The organism is Streptomyces sp. NPDC002130, assembly GCF_040296465.1.
Lineage (GTDB): Bacteria > Actinomycetota > Actinomycetes > Streptomycetales > Streptomycetaceae > Streptomyces.
Genome location: NZ_JBEOXI010000166.1, coordinates 1 through 18,675 on the forward strand (window position 1 = coordinate 1; position 18,675 = coordinate 18,675).

Genomic DNA, 18,675 nt, shown 5'->3' on the forward strand with positions numbered 1-18,675 from the left:
GCTCGTGCCGCACGGCGGAATCGCCAACCGGGTGCGCTGGCTGACGCACCGGCACGGGGTGGCGCCGCGCGGCTCAGCCGGAGACCAGCCGGGCCGCCTCCTCCGCACATCCCCAGGCCACGGTGACGCCCGCGCCGCCGTGGCCGTAGTTGTGCACCAGAAGCCGCCCGTCCGGCAGGGTGTCACGCTCCAGCCGGACCGCCGGCCGGGTGGGCCGCAACCCCACCCGGTGTCCCAGGACGCGGGCGCCGGCGATCTCCGGCCTGAGGGCCGCACAGCGGCGGACGATCGCCTCGGCCGTCGCGGGATCCGGCTCCAGCGACCACGCGTCCTCCTCGGAGGTACCGCCGAGGACGAGCCCGCCCGGCTGGGGGAACAGGTACGCGTGCTCCCCGGCCGCGTCGGTGGAGACCAGCCAGGTGTCGATCCCGGGGTTCTCCACGACGACCAACTGCCCGCGCACGGGCCGCACGGAAGGGTCCGGCACGAGCTCCCGCGCGGCGAGCCCCGTGCAGTTGACCACGACGGGCGCGTCCACCTCCGCGAAGGAGGACACCGTACGCGTCTCGACCACGCCGCCCGCCGCGACGAACCGCTCCCGCAGCCACGGCAGATGGGCCGGCATGTCGATGAGCGGCAGCCGTGCCCACAGGCCCGTCCCCGCGTATTCGTCGGCCGTGGCCGCCCGCAGCCCCGGCACCCGGCCCGCCAGCCAGGCGTCGGCCTCGTCGAGGCGGACCTCGCCCTGTACGCCCTCGACCATGCGTACGCCGGCCGGTCCGGCCCCTGCCGCCAGCTCCTCGTACACCTCCAGCGACCGCAGCGCCCACACGCGTGCCGTCGCGACCGGCTCGATCCGGTACGGCCACCACAACGCGCCCGCGACGGCTGAGGTGGTCGCCTCGACGGCGTCCCGCGTCCACACCCGCACCCGCCGGCCCCGCTCCGCCAGAACCAGGGCGGTCGCCAGCCCGACCACCCCGCCGCCGACCACCACGATCTCGCCACTCGGTGCACGCGTCATGCCCCGGACCGTAGCGGAATCCGTCATGCCGTGCTCACATCACCCGCAGTGTGGGGATACTCACCGTATGTGTGCCGAGTACGCGACCTTCGGCCTGGCGCCCGCGATGCGGGCCGGGGGAGTACGCAACGACGGTGGTTACCAGGTCCACCGGGACTTCGTGGACTTCATCGTCGACGGACGCCCCCTGTTGTTCCGGCTCTCCGACCTCGACGCGGTCTCCCCGCTCGCCTCCGACGTCCCGCCTGCGATCTTCACCGCGCAGGTCCGCAGCCTGCTCCTGGAAAGCCCGGCCCCGCTGCCCGGCGGCCGTTACGTCGTCTACGGCTGTCCCGAGTGCGAGGACCTGGCCTGCGGCGCGGTCACCGCGGTGATCCGCGGCGACGGCGAGGACTTCGTCTGGCGGGACTTCGCCTGGCAGACCGACGAGCACGCCGACCTGGAGCTCAACGGCTACCACGGCATCGGTCCGTTCCGCTTCCGTGGCGACGAGTACCGGACGGCCCTGAGCGCCCTGCTGAACGGCTCCGCGCCCGATCCCCGGCGCCGCGTCCTGCTGATCGGCGCCCGCGTCGCCGTCCTCGCCAAGCTGGCCGCCGCCTTACGCGCCATCGGGGTCGGCGCCGACATCGCCCGGGACGCCGACGGCGTCCCCGCCGACGAACTCCGCGGCTACGGCGCCGTCGCCTTCGGTCACGCGGCCGGGGAGCAGGAACGTGCCGCCGTCCGCCGCGCCTTCGAGCACGCCGGGGTCCCGGTCGCCCACGTCGACGGCCTCGCCCCGATCGTGCCGCTCCTCGTCGCCCAGATCGAACACGCCCTGGACCGCAGTCCGGCCGAGCAGCGCCGCCTCACCGGTCTCACCGCGACCGACGGCGCCGCGGACGTCGAGGTCACCTCCGCCTGCCGCGTCACCCTCACCGCCTACCGCCTCGACCGGCTCTCCCGCACCCACACGCACGAGATCTTCGACGGCGTCCTCGAAGCGGGCCGCCACCGCCTCGCCCTCGACGCGAAGGCGGCCAGGGGCCGGTCGTTCGTCGTGGCGCGCACCTCCGGAAGCGTCCTGGTGGCGGCCGTGAGGCAGTGAGCGGCCCGGCGGCTAGGATCGGCGCCCTGATGACTGCCACCCTCGTCGCCAAGAACCTCGCCGCCGGCCACGGCGACCGCTCCCTGTTCACCGGGCTCGACCTGGTCGTCGCGCCCGGCGATGTGATCGGCCTGGTCGGGGCCAACGGCGCGGGCAAGTCCACCCTGCTCAGGATGCTCGCCGGACTCACCCCACCCGAGCAGGGCGAACTGCGCCTGTCCCCGCCGACCGCCACCGTCGGCCACCTCCCGCAGGAACCGGACCGCCGGCCCGGCGAGACCGTACGGGCGTTCCTCGCCCGCCGCACCGGCGTCGCCGAGGCCCAGCGGACCATGGACGAGGCGACCCAGGCCCTGGTCGACGGAGCGCCCGGCGCCGACGACGCCTACGCCACCAGCCTGGAGCGCTGGCTAGGCCTCGGCGGCGCCGACCTCGACGAACGCGCCGAGGAGGTCGCCGACGGCCTCGGGCTCGCGGTCGGCCTGGACCAGCCGATGACGTCCCTGTCCGGCGGCCAGGCGGCCCGCGCCGGACTCGCCTCCCTGCTCCTGTCCCGCTACGACGTCTTCCTCCTCGACGAGCCGACCAACGACCTCGACCTGGACGGCCTGGAGCGCCTGGAACGCTTCGTGAGCGGCCTGCGCGCCGGCACGGTGGTCGTCAGCCACGACCGCGAGTTCCTCACCCGCACCGTCACCAAGGTCCTCGAACTCGACCTCGCCCAGCGGCAGATCAACCTCTTCGGCGGCGGCTACGAGGCCTACCTGGAGGAGCGGGAGGTCGCCCGCCGGCACGCCCGCGACGAGTTCGAGGAGTACGCCGACAAGAAGGCGGCCCTCCAGGACCGCGCGCAGATGCAGCGCTCCTGGATGGACAAGGGCGTGAAGAACGCGCGCCGCAAGGCGGGCAACGACAACGACAAGATCGGCCGCAAGTTCCGCAGCGAGGCCAGCGAGAAGCAGGCCGCGAAGGCCCGCCAGACCCAGCGCATGATCGAGCGCCTGGACGTCGTCGAGGAGCCCCGCAAGGAGTGGGAGCTGCGGATGGAGATCGCGTCGGCCCCGCGCTCGGGCGCCGTCGTCGCGACCCTGCGGGACGCCGAGGTGCGCCGCGGCGGCTTCGTCCTCGGCCCCGTCTCCCTGCAGATCGACTGGGCGGACCGGGTGGCGGTGACGGGCGCGAACGGCGCCGGAAAGTCCACGCTGCTCGCCGCCCTCCTCGGCCGTGTCCCGCTCGACGCCGGGCACGCCGCGCTCGGCTCGGGCGTCCTGCTCGGCGAGGTCGACCAGGCGCGCAAGCTGTTCCACGGCGAGGAGTCACTGCTCGACGCGTTCCGCACGGCCCTCCCCGACACCGAACCGGTCGAGATCCGCACCCTCCTGGCCAAGTTCGGCCTCAAGACCGATCATGTCCTGCGCCCGGCGGCGAGCCTCTCCCCGGGCGAGCGCACCCGGGCCGCGCTGGCGCTGCTCCAGGGCCGGGGCGTCAACCTCCTGGTCCTCGACGAGCCGACCAACCACCTCGACCTGCCGGCCATCGAGCAACTGGAGTTCGCCCTGGACGCCTACGAGGGCACCCTCCTGTTGGTCACCCACGACCGCCGCATGCTGGACGCCGTGCACGTCACCCGCCGCCTGGAGGTGGCGGACGGCAAGGTGACGGAGCGCTAACGGGCCGTCAGTCGGCCGGCCAGTCGCGGGTAGTCGACGACGAACCCCTCCTCGTCGAACTCCAGGTCACTGCGGAAGTCGCCGGAGGAGTAGCGGACCCGCCCGGGCCCGAGATGCGTGTACGTCTGCCGCGACGGCCGCACCGCCAGGTCCGGCACCGAGACCCAGGCCATCAGGAACTCCCGCTCGCCGGGCGCCCGATGGAGCCCGTGCCGCAGCACCGGCATGGTGTTGGTGAGCGGGCACAGCCCGAGGTCGCAGTCGAGCGCTCCGTCGACGGCGGGCAGCGGCTCGCCGTTCGCGGTCCATCGGCCATGACCGTCGTGCCGCAGGTCGAGGGTGCGGGTCCAGGCCCCGGTCTCCGCCGCGACGCTCAGCCGCCGGGTCACCAAGCCCTCGGCGGTCTCGAGTTCGTAGGAGATCCAGTACGGCTCGGGAACGGTCCCGACAGCCCGCCCACGCGCACGCAGTACGCCATCTGCGATCTGAACCCAGGCGGTCTCGAACCCCTTGCTCCCGGATACTTCCCAGGTGATGGCACGCATTCGGCAACCCTAGAACGGAAAGGGCGCGAAGCGCCTCTTTCCCAGGGGCGCGGGACCGTTTCGAATTGCGGCTCCGCCGCGCGAGCGCGACCAGCCACAACGGGCCCGCAGCTCCCCACGGTCTCCCCGAAGGAACAGTCAGCGCTTGCCGCCCTTGGGATCCGCCAGCCCCGCGCGGCGCAGCGCATCGGCCATCGCGCTGTTGGCAGGCGGCGGCGCCTGACGCGAACCACCGCCACCGCCCCGGCCACCACCGCGCCCACCCTGCCGCTGCTGCGGCGGACGCCCACCCCGCTGCCGGCGCTCACCGGAGCCGCCCTGCTGCCCCTGCGGGGCCGCCTCGTCCTCAAGCCGCAGCGTCAGCGAGATCCGCTTGCGCGGGATGTCGACGTCGAGCACCTTCACCTTCACGATGTCCCCGGGCTTCACCACGTCCCGCGGGTCCTTCACGAACGTCTTCGACATCGCGGAGACGTGCACCAGGCCGTCCTGGTGGACACCGACGTCGACGAACGCCCCGAACGCGGCGACGTTCGTCACGACGCCCTCCAGAATCATCCCGGACGACAGGTCGGAGATCTTCTCCACGCCGTCCTTGAAGGCGGCCGTCTTGAAGGCGGGGCGCGGGTCGCGGCCGGGCTTCTCCAGCTCCTTCAGGATGTCGGTGACGGTGGGCAGACCGAACTTCTCGTCCACGAAGTCCTGCGGCCTCAGCGAGCGCAGCACGCCGGTGTTGCCGACCAGTGAGGCGACCTCCTGCCCGGCGGTCTTCACCATGCGCCGGACCACCGGGTACGCCTCCGGGTGCACGCTCGACGCGTCCAGCGGGTCGTCACCGCCGCGGATCCGCAGGAAGCCCGCGCACTGCTCGTACGCCTTCGGGCCGAGCCGCGCCACCTTCTTCAGCTCGCCGCGGGCCTTGAACGGCCCGTTCTGGTCCCGGTGCGCCACGATGTTCTCGGCGAGCCCGGAGGTGATGCCGGAGACCCGGGCGAGCAGCGGGGCCGACGCCGTGTTGACGTCCACGCCCACGCCGTTCACACAGTCCTCCACCACCGCGTCCAGCGAACGCGACAGCTTCACCTCGGACAGGTCGTGCTGGTACTGGCCGACGCCGATCGACTTCGGGTCGATCTTCACCAGTTCGGCCAGCGGGTCCTGGAGCCTGCGGGCGATCGACACGGCGCCGCGCAGCGACACGTCCATGTCGGGCAGCTCCTGCGAGGCGAAGGCGGAGGCCGAGTACACGGACGCGCCGGCCTCGGACACCATCACCTTCGTCAGGTTCAGCTCAGGGTGCTTGGTGATCAGTTCCCCGGCGAGCCTGTCGGTCTCGCGGGACGCCGTGCCGTTGCCGATGGCGACCAGCTCGACCGCGTGCTCCTTGGCGAGGCGGGCCAGCTTGGCGATGGCCTCGTCCCACCGGTTGGCCGGGACGTGGGGGTGGATGACGTCCGTGGCGACGACCTTGCCGGTCGCGTCGACCACGGCGACCTTCACCCCCGTACGGAAGCCGGGGTCGAGGCCGAGCGTCGCGCGGGTGCCCGCCGGGGCGGCGAGCAGCAGGTCGCGCAGGTTCGCCGCGAAGACCCGCACCGCCTCGTCCTCGGCGGCCGTACGCAGCCGAAGCCTGAGGTCGATGCCGAGGTGGACGAGGATGCGGGTGCGCCAGGCCCAGCGGACCGTGTCCTTCAGCCACTTGTCCCCGGGGCGGCCCCGGTCGGCGATCCCGAACTTGTGGGCGACGATCCCCTCGTACGAGGAGGGGCCGTCCGTCTGCTCCTCGGGCTCCAGGACGAGGTCGAGGACCTCCTCCTTCTCGCCGCGGAGCATCGCGAGAACGCGGTGCGAGGGCAGCTCGGTGAACGGCTCGGCGAAGTCGAAGTAGTCGGCGAACTTCGCGCCCGCCTCCTCCTTGCCCTCCCGCACCTTGGCGGCGAGCCGCCCGCGCACCCACATGCGCTCGCGCAGTTCGCCGATCAGGTCGGCGTCCTCCGAGAACCGTTCGGTGAGGATCGCCCGGGCGCCGTCGAGGGCTGCCTGCGGATCCGCCACGCCCTTGTCGGCGTCGACGAACGCGGCGGCCGCGGCGAGAGGCTCCACGGCGGGATCGCCGAGCAGCCCCTCCGCCAGCGGCTCGAGCCCCGCCTCGCGGGCGATCTGCGCCTTGGTGCGCCGCTTGGGCTTGTACGGGAGATAGATGTCCTCCAGGCGCGCCTTCGTCTCGGCGCCCCGGATGCTCGCCTCCAGCTCCTCGGTGAGCTTGCCCTGCTCGCGCACCGACTCCAGGATCGCCGTCCGCCGCTCCTCCAGCTCCCGCAGATAGCGCAGTCGCTCCTCGACGGTGCGCAGTTGCGCGTCGTCGAGCATCTCGGTCGCTTCCTTGCGGTAGCGGGCGATGAAGGGCACCGTAGAACCGCCGTCGAGCAGTTCCACGGCGGCCCTGACCTGCCGCTCCCGTACGCCGAGTTCCTCGGCGATCCTGCCTTCGATGGACACTGCGTTGATGGACCCGTTGGACCCGGGTGTCGTCACGATCCCGTACCGCCTTCTCCACTGAGGTTGCGCGGCAATTGTGGCAGGTGGCACCGGCACATGGGGATCAGGGCGGCACCCGGCAGGTCGGAGTCCTGATCAGGCCCTGCGGGTGGAGGACGAGGCCCCGCCGAACAGCCGGGCCAGGGCCCGGAAGGGCAGGGTCACGACGGTGGCGATGGCACCGCCGATCTGGCGCAGCACGTCTGCGATAGCACGGAACACGAAATTCCCCTTTCTCCACTCCCGGCCGCGCCGGCCGGTGGAGTGCGGGTACCTCGCAGACGCGTCACTATGCGTCACCCTTTGCCGATCAGATCCGCCGGGAACGCCCCCGCCCTGAGCGCCGCCTGCGCGAACACCCCGCCCAGCTCGGTCAGCCGGGCCACTCCCGCCGGGCCGAGATGCTCGTACGGGGCGCGGTCCAGGCGGTCCGTCTCGTCCTCGATCTCCCGGCGCAGGGCCACGCCCCGCTCGGTGAGTTCGCCGGAGGTTTCCAGCAGCCCGCGCCCCCGCAGCCGGTCCGTCGCCGCGTCCCACTCGTCCCGGCTCCAGCCCCGGGTGGCGCACACCCACCTCGGGGTCATGCCCTTGCCCGTCGCCGTGTGGGTCACCATCGCCTCCAGGCCGTCGAGACCCGCCGACATCAGGGCGGCCAGGTGCCCGTCGCCGCGGTGCTCGCGCAGCAGGGTCGCCGCGTGCCAGTAGGCGAGGTGCGGCTCCTCGGGGACGGGCAGATCGGCGTGGGCGGCGTACAGCGGCCGCGCCGCGCGCGAGCAGGCCTCGGCGGCACGCAGCGCGAGCCGCGCGGCCTCGGCCATCTCCGCCGACGCCAGGGCCTCCTCGCCGAGCAGCCGGCGCAACGTCGCGTCGACCGCACGCGCACGTGCCGCCAGGACCTGCCCGGGAGCGGCGGTCTCCCACACCGCCGGCACGTACCGGGCCACGAGTTCGTACTTGTAGTTGTAGAAGGCGGCCGTCACGGCCCCGGCCCCGACCGGTCCGAAGGCGGCGGCCCGCACGGCGAAGTTCACGGCACGCGGGTCGGTGACCCCGACGGCGCCCAGCTCGCGCCCGAGGTCGGGGGAGAAGTAGTGCGTCGCGTGCAGGGAGTTGAGCACGTTGTGGCAGCGTCGGCCGGCGCGCGGCTCCAGAGCGGCAGTCGTCATGCCCGGCAGGTTACCAACCGCTTGGTATGTACTCCATGGCCCGGCGCCCGTGGCAGGAAAGGTGGGGTACTCGTCCTTGCCGCCATACTCCGCTCCCGCGAAGAATCGACGGCATGGTCCAGCGCACGGTTCTCGCCGTCCTCTTCGACGGCCTGCAGAGTCTCGACGTCACCGGGCCCGTGGAGGTCTTCGCGGGCGCGGAGCTGCTCGCCCCGGGCGCGTACGAGATCCGCACGGCGTCCCTGGACGGCGCGCCCGTGCGGACCACCAGCGGCCTGACCCTCGTACCCGACGGATCCCTGACCGCCGCGCCGGACCCGGACATCCTCCTCGTCCCCGGCGGAACGGGCAGCCTGCGGCCCGATCCGCGTCTGGTGGCCTGGGTGCGCGAGCGGGGCCCGCACGCCGGCCGCCTGGTCTCCGTCTGCACCGGCGCGGCCGTGCTCGCCGCGGCGGGCCTCCTGGACGGCCGCCGCGCCACGACCCACTGGGCTTACTGCGACCGGCTCGCCCGCGAGCACCCGGCCGTCGAGATCGACCCCGACCCCGTCTTCGTGCGCGACGGGCACATCGCCACCTCGGCCGGTGTCACCGCCGGCATCGACCTCGCGCTCGCCCTGGTCGAGGAGGACCTGGGCCGGGACGCCGCCCTCACCATCGCCCGACACCTGGTGGTGTTCCTGCGCCGCCCCGGCAACCAGGCCCAGTTCAGCGCCCAGCTCGCGGCCCAGACCGCACAGCGCGAGCCCCTGCGGGACGTCCAGCGGTGGATCACCGACCACCCGGACGGGGATCTCTGCGTCGACACCCTCGCCGCCCGCGCCCGCCTCTCACCCCGCCACTTCGCCCGCGCCTTCCGCGCCGAGACCGGCATGACACCGGGCCGCTACGTGGACCGCGTCCGCCTCGAACACGCCCGGCGCCTGCTGGAGGACACCGCCGACGGCATCGAGGAGATCGCCCGCACCAGCGGCTACGGCACGCCCGAGGCCATGCGCCGCGCCTTCGTCAGAACCCTGGGGACGCCCCCGGCCGAGTACCGCCGCCGCTTCCGCCCCGCCACCACACCCTGACCCCATCGACATCAGCAGACCGAAGGGACCCCATGCAGATCGCCATCGTCCTCTACGACCGCTTCACCGCCCTCGACGCCGTCGGACCCTACGAAACCCTCGGCCGGGTCCCCGGCGCGGAGACCGTCTTCGTGGCCGAGCAGGCCGGCCCCGTGCGGAACGACTCCGGAAACCTCGCGCTCACCGCCGACCGGGCCCTGGCCGACGTACCGCACCCCGACATCATCGTGGTCCCCGGCGGCCCGGGCCCCCTCCCGCTGGCGGCCGACGGGCCCCTGCTCACCTGGCTGCGCACGGCCGACGCCACCAGCACCTGGACGACGTCCGTGTGCACCGGCTCCCTGCTGCTCGCCGCCGCCGGACTCCTCAGGGGCCGCCGGGCGACGTCCCACTGGCTGGCCCTGGAGGAGCTGAAGCGCCACGGCGCCGAGCCGACGGGGGAGCGGGTCGTCACCGACGGCAAGTACGTCACCGCCGCCGGCGTCTCCTCCGGCATCGACATGGGCCTGATGCTCCTCGGCCGGATCGCGGGCGACGACCATGCCCAGCTCGTCCAGCTCGCCACCGAGTACGACCCGCAGCCGCCCTACGACTCCGGATCGCCCGAGAAGGCCCCCGGGCACCTCGTCGAGCTGCTCCGGTCGCACCTCGACCTCACCCTGACGTAGGCACGCTCCAGCCGAACCGCGGTTGCCGCCGCTCCAGGAAGGCGGCGACACCCTCGGCGGTGTCGCCGCTGGCGCGCGCCTGCCCGGCCCAGTGCGCGTCCCGGTCCGTGCGCCCGTCCGCGAACTCCTTGGCCGCCGCCTGCGTCAGCTGTGAACGGGATGCCAGGATCCGGGTGAACTCGGCGACCCGCTTGCCGAGTTCGCCCTCGGGCAGCACTTCGTCCACCAGCCCGGTGCGCAGCGCCCGCTGCGCGTCGATCAACTCCCCCGAGAACAGCAGGTACTTGGCGGTGGCCGGTCCCACCAGGGACACCAGCCGCCGGGTCGAGGAGGCCGGGTAGACGATGCCGAGCTTCGCGGGCGTCACACCGAACAGCCCGCCCTCCTCGGCGAACCGCAGATCACAGGCCGCCGCCAGCTGCGACCCGCCGCCCACGCAGTGACCCCGGATCGCGGCCAGCGTCGGCTTCGGGAACGCGGCCAGCGCCTCCTCGGCCCGCACGGCCAGCCCCTGCGCCTCCTCGGGCGAGCCCCGCAGGGTCGAGATGTCGGCCCCGGCGCAGAACGTGCCGCCCTCACCGGTCAGCACCAGCGCCCGTACGGCCGGGTCCCCCGCGAGCTCCTCCAGCAGGACGGGAAGGGAGCGCCACATCGCGGCCGTCATGGCGTTGCGCTTCTCGGGATGACGTATGACGACCGTCGCGACCGAGTCGGTCACGCGGTGCTCCAGCTGCGGCTCCATGCGCCGGATGCTATCCGGATGCCAAACCCGTACAACCCGAATAGTTCGCCGAGATGGCACAACAGGGACAGGACCAGTCCCACAACTGACCGTGTCATACGCCAACGGTCAGAAGCGCTCGATACTTGCTGACTTCTGTTCAGTCCCGGGGTGCGAGGCGCATCGTTACCAACACTCGGTGTGTGGCGACAATCGAGCGCGAGGGTGGCGACCGGACTATGGACGACGACGGGCGTGGGTTCGGTCCGCGCCCAGAGGGCGGCGCGGCGCCCCTCGGCCCGGGGCCCGCGGATCCGCTGCCGTACGAAGGGATCTGGAGGTTCACCGCACCAGCGGTCGACGCCTCGGTCCCCCAGGCCCGGCACGCCGTACGAGACCTGCTGCTGCGTCAGGGCGTACCGGTCTCGGACGACCTGGCGCAGGGGCTGCTGCTGATCGTCTCGGAGCTGGTGACGAACGCCGTGAAGCACGCGGCCGTGCTGTCCCCGACGATCGCCGTCGAGCTGGCCGTCGGCGCCGAGTGGCTCCGGGTGTCCGTGGAGGACAACCACCCGTACCGGCCCACCGCCCTGGAGACGGACCACGGCCGTACCGGGGGGCGCGGACTGCTCCTGGTGCGCGAGGTCACCCGGGAGGCGGGCGGCGTGTGCGAGGTCGAGTACACCGCGAGCGGCGGCAAGGTGATCTGGGCCGCCCTGCCGCTCAAACCCGCGCGCTTCGCCTGACGGGCCCGTCGCCGGGCCCCGGTCACCAGCCGGCCGAGGGGCCCGTCAGCTCCCTGATCGCCGGCCGGGCCGCGTCCAGGACGGTCATGAACCAGGACGAGAAGGTGTCCTTGGCGTGCCGCTCCGCCAGCTCCGGCGGGGTCACGAACACCGTCGACGCCACCTCCTCCGCGTCCGGCCGCACCACGGCCTGCACCATGCCGACGAAGAGGTGGTTGTACTCCTGCTCCACCAGACCGGACTCCGGGTCCGGGTGGTTGTAGCGGACCGTGCCCGCCTCGGCCAGCAGGGACGGGGAGGCGCCGAGCTCCTCGAACGTGCGCCGCGCCGCCGCCGCGAACGGCGCCTCGCCGGGGTAGGGGTGGCCGCAGCACGTGTTGGACCACACACCGGGGGAGTGGTACTTGCCCAGCGCGCGCTGCTGGAGGAGCAGCCGGCCGTACTCGTCGAAGAGGAACACCGAGAACGCGCGATGCAGCTGACCGGGCGGCTGGTGGGCGGCGAGCTTCTCCGCGGTGCCGATCGTCACGCCGTCCTCGTCGACCAGTTCCAGCAAAATCGCGTCTGCGGTGCCGTTCGACGGGTGGTGCGTCGCGGTGGCAGGTGTGATCGGCATACCCATCCTTCACATCGGTCTTCGCGCCCCAAGTCTGCCGTACGAATCCGGCACTCCCGGCACTTCGCGGCACGCCCGCATGTCCCGCGCGGCGGCGCGGACCGCGGCCCGCACCGGTCGGACGCCGGGAAAAAGAGGGGCCCGGTAGATGATCGTGCCCGGCCGGGCGGGCGGAAATTCGTCCCTGCCGAGGCTGTGGGGCTCAGGGCGCGGGTCGTGTGGCGAAAGGTTGCGTTCTCCGGCGCACGCACGTCGAAGTGCGCCCCACCAGCTCCCACCTGCCCCGTCTGCTCCCACCTGCCCCACCGACTCACACGCCTCCGGAGCCACCGCGTCAGTGGCAGAGCCGTGCCTCGTGCTCCGCGTGCCCGCTCGGCTCCAGCTGGAAGGTGCAGTGCTCCACGTCGAAGTGGTCGCCGAGGCAGCCCTGGAGCTCGTGGAGCATCTTCTCGTGGCCTATCGCGTTCAGGGCCTCCGAGCTGACGACGACGTGCGCCGACAGCACCGGCATACCGGAGGTGATCGTCCAGGCGTGCAGGTCGTGCACGTCCTCCACACCGTCCGTGGCGAGGATGTGCGACCGCACCTCCGCCATGTCGACGCCCTTGGGAGCGGCCTCCAGCAGCACGGACAGCGTCTCGCTCAGCAGCTTCCACGTCCGGGGCGCGATCATCAGCGCGATGACGAGCGAGGCGATCGGGTCGGCGGCCTGCCAGCCCGTGAGCATGATCACCACCGACGAGACGATCACCGTGACCGAACCCAGGGCGTCGGCCGCCACCTCCAGGAACGCGCCGCGCACGTTCAGGCTCTCCTTCTGCCCGCGCATCAGCAGCGACAGCGACACCAGGTTCGCGACCAGGCCGATCGCACCGAACAGCAGCGCCAGCCGGCCCTCGGTCTCGGCCGGCGTGATGAAGCGCTGGACCGACTCGTACACGACGTACCCGCCGGCCCCGAGCAGCAGCAGACAGTTGGCCAGGGCGGCGAGGATCTCGGCCCGGGCGTAGCCGAAGGTGGCCCGCTCGCTGGGCGGCCGGTTCGCGAAGTGGATCGCGAGCAGCGCCATGCCGAGGCCCAGGGCGTCCGTCGCCATGTGCGCGGAGTCCGCGACGAGCGCCAGGGAGTCTGCCAGGGCGCCGCCGACAATCTGCACGACCACGATGCCGAGCGTGATCGCCAGCGCGACGCGCAGCCTGCCGCGGTACGCCGAGGTCGCCGTACCGCCGGCCCCCGCGCCGTGCGCGTGCCCGTGATCGTGCCCAGCCCCCATGAGAAGTCAGCCTCCCTGTGTTCGCCTGATCGTGCTCGGGGACCCCAGTGAACTACGGGGAGGGGGTATGTGCAAAGCGGCACTGAACACCGTTGTCATGTGCCCTGACCTGCGGAAACGATGCGCAGGTCAGGGCGCCGCGGTCGATCAGGAGCCGTGGTGCAGCTGCCAGCCCCGCCAGGCCGACTCGGTCATCTCGCGCACCCCGCGCCGGGCGGTCCAGCCGAGCTCGGCGGCCGCCCGGGCGGCCGATGCCACCGCCCGAGGGGCGTCTCCGGGGCGGCGCTCCTCGACGAGCGGAGGCCGGCGGTCGCCTGTGACCTCGCCGATGACCGTGACGAGTTCGCGGACCGAGACACCCTCGCCACGGCCGATGTTGACCGTCAGATCACCCTTGCCGCCGCCCCCGGCCAGTCGCCGGGCCGCCGCCAGATGGGCCTCGGCGAGGTCGGCGACGTGAATGTAGTCACGGATGCAGGTGCCGTCCGGGGTCGGATAGTCGTCGCCGAAGATCCTGGGCGCCTCGTCGCGGGTCAGCCGGTCGAAGACCATCGGGACGATGTTGAAGACGCCCGTGTCCGCAAGTTCCGGCGCGGCGGCGCCCGCCACGTTGAAATAGCGCAGACATACGGTGGAGATCCCGTGCGCCTGCCCCGCCGCCCGCACCAGCCACTCCCCGGCCAGCTTGGTCTCGCCGTAGGGGTTCACCGGCGCGCAGGGGGTGTCCTCCGTGATGAGGTCCACACCCGGGTCGCCGTACACGGCGGCCGACGAGGAGAACACCAAGCGCTCGATCCCGGCCTCGGCGACCGCGTCCAGCAGGGTCACGAGGCCGCCGACGTTCTCCCGGTAGTAGCGCGTCGGCTGCGCGACGGACTCGGCGACCTGCTTGCGCGCCGCGAGATGCACCACGCCGGTCACGCCGTGCTCGGCGAAGACCCGCTTCAGCAGCTCCCCGTCCAGCGAGGAGCCCCGCACGAGCGGGACCTCGACAGGGAGGCGCGCGGGAACCCCGGCCGACAGGTCGTCCAGGGCGAGAACGCGTTCCCCGGCCTCGGTCATGGCCCTGGCCACATGTGCTCCGATATAGCCGGCACCGCCGGTGATCAGCCACGTCATGGTCGCCCACCCTATGCGGCCAAGGACACAGCCAGCGCAATGTCCTCGATGTCCGCTTAAGGGGGGCGCGGTTTGTGGGGCAGGCCCCGGATCCACGATGATGATCGCGGCAAAGGCTCGTGCGAACCACGTCGATCCATCCGCCGAACGGGCGGTGAACGTGGCCCTCCCGGCATCCGATAGCCTCTGCCGACACGCCGCCCGGGAGCCACCGGAGAAGGCGCCCCCATCATGTACGTCACCTACGCGGACGCGTCGGTACCCAGGGAGTGAATTCGGTTGTCGACCGCCATCCTCACCGGCCAGCCGGTCCCCGGATCGTCGATCGAGGCCGACCTGCGGTCCCTCGGGTTCGACCTCCGGACCGCGACCGACGCCGCCGAGGCCGAGACCCTCCTCGCCGAGGTATCCGGCGACGAGCGGGTCGCCCTGGTCGACGCCCGCTTCGTGGGCCACGTGCACGCGCTGCGCCTCGGCCTCACCGACCCCCGCTTCCCGCTCGCCGCGATCCCCGGCGCCGTCACCGCCCAGCCCGCCGGCCGCCAGGCCCTGACCCGGGCGATGGCCCGCGAGAACTCCGCCGGCGGCGGCACCACGCTGGTCGGCGGCAGCCTCGCCGACCGCATCCTCACCGCCCTCGACGCCGACGGCACCGCCGTGCACCGCCCCGAGCTGGGCAGTCTCGTCGCCGCCGTCCCCGCCGACCCGCAGGCCCGCAACGAGGCCCGGCAGGCCGTGAGCGACGTCGACGACGAGGCCGTACGCCTGAAGTCGGCCGTGAAGGCCCGCGACGGCTTCTTCACCACCTACTGCATCAGTCCGTACTCCCGCTACATCGCCCGCTGGTGCGCCCGCCGCGGCCTGACCCCGAACCAGGTCACCACCGCCTCGCTGATCACCGCCCTCATAGCGGCGGCCTGCGCGGCCACCGGAACCCGCGGCGGCTTCGTCGCGGCCGGCGTCCTGCTGATCGCGTCCTTCGTGCTGGACTGCACCGACGGCCAGCTCGCCCGCTACTCCCTGCAGTACTCCACGCTCGGCGCCTGGCTGGACGCCACCTTCGACCGGGCCAAGGAGTACGCCTACTACGCCGGCCTCGCGCTCGGCGCCGCCCGCGGCGGCGACGACGTGTGGGCCCTGGCCCTCGGCGCCATGGTCCTGCAGACCTGCCGGCACGTCGTGGACTTCTCCTTCAACGAGGCCAACCACGACGCCACCGCCAACACCAGCCCCACCGCCGCCCTATCCGACAGGCTCGACAGCGTCGGCTGGACGGTCTGGGTACGGCGGATGATCGTCCTGCCCATCGGCGAGCGCTGGGCGATGATCGCGGTGCTCACGGCGGTCACGACTCCCCGCATCACCTTCTACGCGCTGCTCATCGGCTGCGCCTTCGCGGCGATGTACACCACGGCGGGGCGGGTGCTGCGCTCCCTGACCCGCAAGGCCAGGCGGACCGACCGGGCGGCCGCCGCCCTGGCCGACCTCGCCGACAGCGGCCCCCTCGCACAGGGCTTCGCCGAGGCGCTCAAGAAGCCCGCTCGCAGGCTGCCGGGCTTCACCGCCCCCGTCGTCGCCCTGCTCGGCGCTCTCGCCGTCGTCCTCACCGCGGCGCTGACGGACTTCGGCGGCCCCTGGCCGCTCGTCGCGGCCCTCGGCTACGCCCTGACCTCAGGCCTCGCCGTCGCCCGCCCCCTCAAGGGCGCCCTCGACTGGCTGGTCCCGCCGTTCCTGCGCGCCGCCGAATACGGCACGGTCCTCGTTCTCGCGGCCAAGGCGGACGTGAACGGAGCCCTCCCGGCGGCCTTCGGGCTGGTGGCCGCGGTCGCCTACCATCACTACGACACGGTCTACCGCATCCGCGGCGACGCCGGAGCGCCCCCGGCCTGGCTGGTGCGCTCCATCGGGGGGCACGAAGGACGGACGCTGCTCGTCACCGTCCTCGCCGCGCTGCTCACCGCCTCGCAGTTCACGGTCGCGCTCACGGCACTGGCCGTGGCTGTGGCCCTCGTGGTGCTCGTCGAGAGCATCCGCTTCTGGGTCGGCGCCCACCAGGGCGGCGCACCCGCCGTACACGATGAAGGAGAAACCGCATGATCGGCCTCGTGCTCGCGGCCGGCGCCGGACGGCGTCTGCGCCCCTACACCGACAGCCTCCCCAAGGCACTGGTGCCGGTGGGCCCCGCGGGCATAGAAGGCGAACCCACGGTTCTCGACCTGACCCTCGGCAACTTCGCCGAGATCGGTCTCAACGAGGTCGCGATCATCGTCGGCTACCGCAAGGAGGCGGTGTACGCGCGCAAGGAAGCCCTTGAGCAGAAGTACGGCCTCAAGCTCACCCTCATCGACAACGACAAGGCCGAGGAGTGGAACAACGCCTACTCCCTGTGGTGCGGGCGTGACGCCCTCAAGGACGGGGTGATCCTCGCCAACGGCGACACCGTCCACCCGGTCTCCGTCGAGAAGACGCTGCTCGCCGCCCGCGGCGACGGCAAGAAGATCATCCTCGCCCTGGACACGGTCAAGGACCTCGCGGACGAGGAGATGAAGGTCGTCGTCGACGCCGAGAAGGGCATGACGAAGATCACCAAGCTGATGGACCCCGCCGAGGCCACCGGCGAGTACATCGGCGTCACCCTCATCGAGGGCGACGCCGCCCCCGAGCTGGCCGACGCTCTCAAGGCCGTGTGGGAGACCGACCCGCAGCAGTTCTACGAGCACGGCTACCAGGAGCTCGTCAACCGCGGCTTCCGTATCGACGTGGCGCCGATCGGCGACGTCAAGTGGGTGGAGATCGACAACCACGACGATCTCGCCCGGGGACGGGAGATCGCATGCCAGTACTGACCCGGCTCATCCCCTCGCCGCTGGTCGTCGACATCCGCCCGGGTGCCCTCGACGACCTGGCGTGCGTCCTCGCCGACGAGCGCATCTCGCACTCCGGCCGCCTCGCCGTCGCCGTCAGCGGCGGCTCCGGCGCCAAGCTGCGCGAGCGCATCTCGCCGAGCATGCCCGGCGCCACCTGGTACGAGGTCGGCGGCGGCACCCTCGACGACGCGGTGCGGCTGGCGAGCGACATAAAGGCCGGCCACTTCGACGCGGTCGTCGGCCTCGGCGGCGGCAAGATCATCGACTGCGCCAAGTTCGCCGCGGCACGCGTCGGCCTGCCCCTGGTCGCCGTGCCCACGAACCTCGCGCACGACGGCCTGTGCTCGCCGGTCGCCACCCTCGACAACGACGCGGGCCGCGGCTCCTACGGTGTGCCGAACCCGATCGCCGTCGTCATCGACCTGGACGTCATCCGTGAGGCCCCGGTCCGCTACGTCCGCGCCGGCATCGGCGACGCCGTCTCCAACATCTCGGCGATCGCCGACTGGGAGCTGGCCAACCGTGTCAAGGGCGAACGGATCGACGGCCTCGCGGCGGCCATGGCCCGCCAGGCCGGTGAGGCCGTGCTGCGGCACCCGGGCGGCATCGGCGACAACGACTTCCTCCAGGTGCTCGCCGAGGCGCTGGTCCTCAGCGGCATCGCGATGTCGGTGTCGGGCGACTCACGGCCGTCCTCCGGGGCGTGCCACGAGATCAACCACGCCTTCGACCTGCTCTACCCGAAGCGCGCCGCCGCCCACGGCGAGCAGTGCGGCCTCGGCGCGGCCTTCGCGATGTGGCTGCGCGGGGCGCACGAGGAATCGGCGTACATGGCCGAGGTGCTGCGCCGCCACGGCCTGCCCGTGCTGCCGGACGAGATCGGCTTCACGACGGACGAGTTCGTCAAGGCCGTCGAGTTCGCCCCGGAAACCCGGCCCGGCCGCTACACCATCCTCGAACACCTCGACCTGAACACCGAACAGATCAAGGACATCTACACCGACTATGTCAAGGCCATCGGTAGCTGAACTCCGCCCCGTCGTTCACCCCGCGGGGGTGAAGGACCGGCGCAGCGGTGAGCACTGGATGGGACGCCTCTACATGCGCGAGGTGTCCCTGCGGGTCGACCGCTACCTGGTCAACACCAGGGTCACGCCCAACCAGCTCACCTACCTGATGACCGTCTTCGGTGTGCTCGCGGCCCCGGCACTGCTCGTGCCGGGGATCGCGGGCGCCGTGCTCGGTGTGGTGTGCGTCCAGATGTATCTGCTGCTGGACTGCGTCGACGGCGAGATCGCGCGCTGGAAGAAGCAGTACTCGCTCAACGGGGTCTACCTGGACCGTGTCGGCGCCTACCTGACCGACGCCGCCGTGCTCGTCGGCTTCGGCCTGCGCGCCGCCGACCTGTGGGGCAGCGGCCGCATCGACTGGCTGTGGGCCTTCCTCGGCACCCTGGCCGCCCTCGGCGCCATCCTCATCAAGGCCGAGACCGACCTCGTCGGTGTCGCCCGGCACCAGGCCGGGAAGCCGCCGGTCAAGGAGGCCGCCGCCGAGATGCG

General features: G+C 72.4%; 18 protein-coding genes. 9 read left to right on the forward strand and 9 right to left on the reverse strand.

The features are described from left to right. Positions 1-73: 73 nt before the first annotated feature. Positions 74-1,024, reverse strand: coding sequence for an FAD-dependent oxidoreductase (locus ABT116_RS27490; protein WP_351639159.1), 951 nt, complete (start codon positions 1,022-1,024; stop codon positions 74-76). 67 nt (positions 1,025-1,091) lie between these two features. On the opposite strand from ABT116_RS27490, the gene ABT116_RS27495 reads away from it, so the two are divergent. Together ABT116_RS27495 and ABT116_RS27500 are read left to right on the forward strand one after the other, a co-directional pair. Then, positions 1,092-2,114 (forward strand): oxidoreductase, encoded by a 1,023-nt coding sequence (locus tag ABT116_RS27495; protein ID WP_351639162.1) that lies wholly within the window; start codon positions 1,092-1,094, stop codon positions 2,112-2,114. Between the two features lie 29 nt (positions 2,115-2,143). Further along, positions 2,144-3,784 carry an ABC-F family ATP-binding cassette domain-containing protein gene (locus ABT116_RS27500; RefSeq protein ID WP_351639164.1) on the forward strand — a complete coding sequence of 547 codons (1,641 nt, stop codon included), beginning with the start codon at positions 2,144-2,146 and terminating at the stop codon, positions 3,782-3,784. On the opposite strand, the gene ABT116_RS27505 is transcribed toward ABT116_RS27500, so the two are convergent. The 4 genes from ABT116_RS27505 to ABT116_RS27520 form a co-directional block, all read right to left on the reverse strand. Beyond that, positions 3,781-4,329 (reverse strand): putative glycolipid-binding domain-containing protein, encoded by a 549-nt coding sequence (locus ABT116_RS27505; RefSeq protein WP_351639166.1) that lies wholly within the window; start codon positions 4,327-4,329, stop codon positions 3,781-3,783. The two genes, ABT116_RS27500 and ABT116_RS27505, sit on opposite strands and share 4 nt — an antisense overlap. A gap of 138 nt (positions 4,330-4,467) precedes the next feature. Beyond that, positions 4,468-6,864, reverse strand: a complete 2,397-nt coding sequence (locus ABT116_RS27510; protein WP_351639168.1) for a Tex family protein — start codon at positions 6,862-6,864, stop codon at positions 4,468-4,470. A 99-nt stretch (positions 6,865-6,963) separates the two neighbouring features. Beyond that, positions 6,964-7,089, reverse strand: coding sequence for an LPFR motif small protein (locus tag ABT116_RS27515; RefSeq protein WP_267889763.1), 126 nt, complete (start codon positions 7,087-7,089; stop codon positions 6,964-6,966). A 74-nt stretch (positions 7,090-7,163) separates the two neighbouring features. Then, entirely contained in the window at positions 7,164-8,033 is an 870-nt protein-coding gene (locus ABT116_RS27520; protein WP_351639172.1) for an SCO6745 family protein, read from the reverse strand. Between the two features lie 113 nt (positions 8,034-8,146). Between ABT116_RS27520 and ABT116_RS27525 the strand changes: the two genes are divergently transcribed. Together ABT116_RS27525 and ABT116_RS27530 are read left to right on the forward strand one after the other, a co-directional pair. After that, positions 8,147-9,106: a GlxA family transcriptional regulator gene (locus tag ABT116_RS27525; RefSeq protein WP_351639175.1), complete on the forward strand. Its 960-nt coding sequence runs from the start codon at positions 8,147-8,149 to the stop codon at positions 9,104-9,106. 32 nt (positions 9,107-9,138) lie between these two features. Further along, on the forward strand, positions 9,139-9,774 hold the full coding sequence (locus tag ABT116_RS27530; RefSeq protein WP_351639179.1) for a DJ-1/PfpI family protein: 636 nt from the start codon (positions 9,139-9,141) through the stop codon (positions 9,772-9,774). On the opposite strand, the gene ABT116_RS27535 is transcribed toward ABT116_RS27530, so the two are convergent. Further along, complete coding sequence (locus tag ABT116_RS27535; protein ID WP_351639184.1) at positions 9,761-10,516, reverse strand: enoyl-CoA hydratase/isomerase family protein; 756 nt, start codon at positions 10,514-10,516, stop codon at positions 9,761-9,763. The genes ABT116_RS27530 and ABT116_RS27535 overlap by 14 nt on opposite strands. A 218-nt stretch (positions 10,517-10,734) precedes the next feature. Here ABT116_RS27535 and ABT116_RS27540 point away from each other — a divergent pair, with 218 nt between their 5' ends. After that, positions 10,735-11,241, forward strand: coding sequence for an ATP-binding protein (locus tag ABT116_RS27540; protein WP_351639189.1), 507 nt, complete (start codon positions 10,735-10,737; stop codon positions 11,239-11,241). Positions 11,242-11,263: 22 nt separating this feature from the next. Here the strand turns inward: ABT116_RS27540 and idi are convergent, their stop codons facing one another. The 3 genes from idi to galE form a co-directional block, all read right to left on the reverse strand. Continuing rightward, positions 11,264-11,857: an isopentenyl-diphosphate Delta-isomerase gene (gene idi, locus ABT116_RS27545; protein WP_351639192.1), complete on the reverse strand. Its 594-nt coding sequence runs from the start codon at positions 11,855-11,857 to the stop codon at positions 11,264-11,266. Positions 11,858-12,191: 334 nt separating this feature from the next. After that, positions 12,192-13,130: a cation diffusion facilitator family transporter gene (locus tag ABT116_RS27550; RefSeq protein WP_351639194.1), complete on the reverse strand. Its 939-nt coding sequence runs from the start codon at positions 13,128-13,130 to the stop codon at positions 12,192-12,194. 147 nt (positions 13,131-13,277) lie between these two features. Then, complete coding sequence (gene galE, locus ABT116_RS27555; protein ID WP_351639195.1) at positions 13,278-14,249, reverse strand: UDP-glucose 4-epimerase GalE; 972 nt, start codon at positions 14,247-14,249, stop codon at positions 13,278-13,280. A 279-nt stretch (positions 14,250-14,528) separates the two neighbouring features. On the opposite strand from galE, the gene ABT116_RS27560 reads away from it, so the two are divergent. The 4 genes from ABT116_RS27560 to ABT116_RS27575 form a co-directional block, all read left to right on the forward strand. Then, positions 14,529-16,346: a DUF5941 domain-containing protein gene (locus tag ABT116_RS27560; RefSeq protein ID WP_351639198.1), complete on the forward strand. Its 1,818-nt coding sequence runs from the start codon at positions 14,529-14,531 to the stop codon at positions 16,344-16,346. Continuing rightward, positions 16,343-17,095 (forward strand): phosphocholine cytidylyltransferase family protein, encoded by a 753-nt coding sequence (locus ABT116_RS27565; protein ID WP_351639201.1) that lies wholly within the window; start codon positions 16,343-16,345, stop codon positions 17,093-17,095. The genes ABT116_RS27560 and ABT116_RS27565 overlap by 4 nt, the downstream gene beginning before the upstream one ends. Further along, a complete protein-coding gene (locus ABT116_RS27570; RefSeq protein ID WP_351639204.1) occupies positions 17,083-18,144 on the forward strand; it encodes an iron-containing alcohol dehydrogenase family protein in 1,062 nt (353 codons plus the stop codon). Before ABT116_RS27565 ends, ABT116_RS27570 begins: the two co-directional genes overlap by 13 nt. After that, a partial coding sequence (locus tag ABT116_RS27575) for a CDP-alcohol phosphatidyltransferase family protein (protein WP_351639207.1) occupies positions 18,122-18,675 on the forward strand: 554 nt, incomplete at its 3' end. The genes ABT116_RS27570 and ABT116_RS27575, both read left to right, overlap by 23 nt.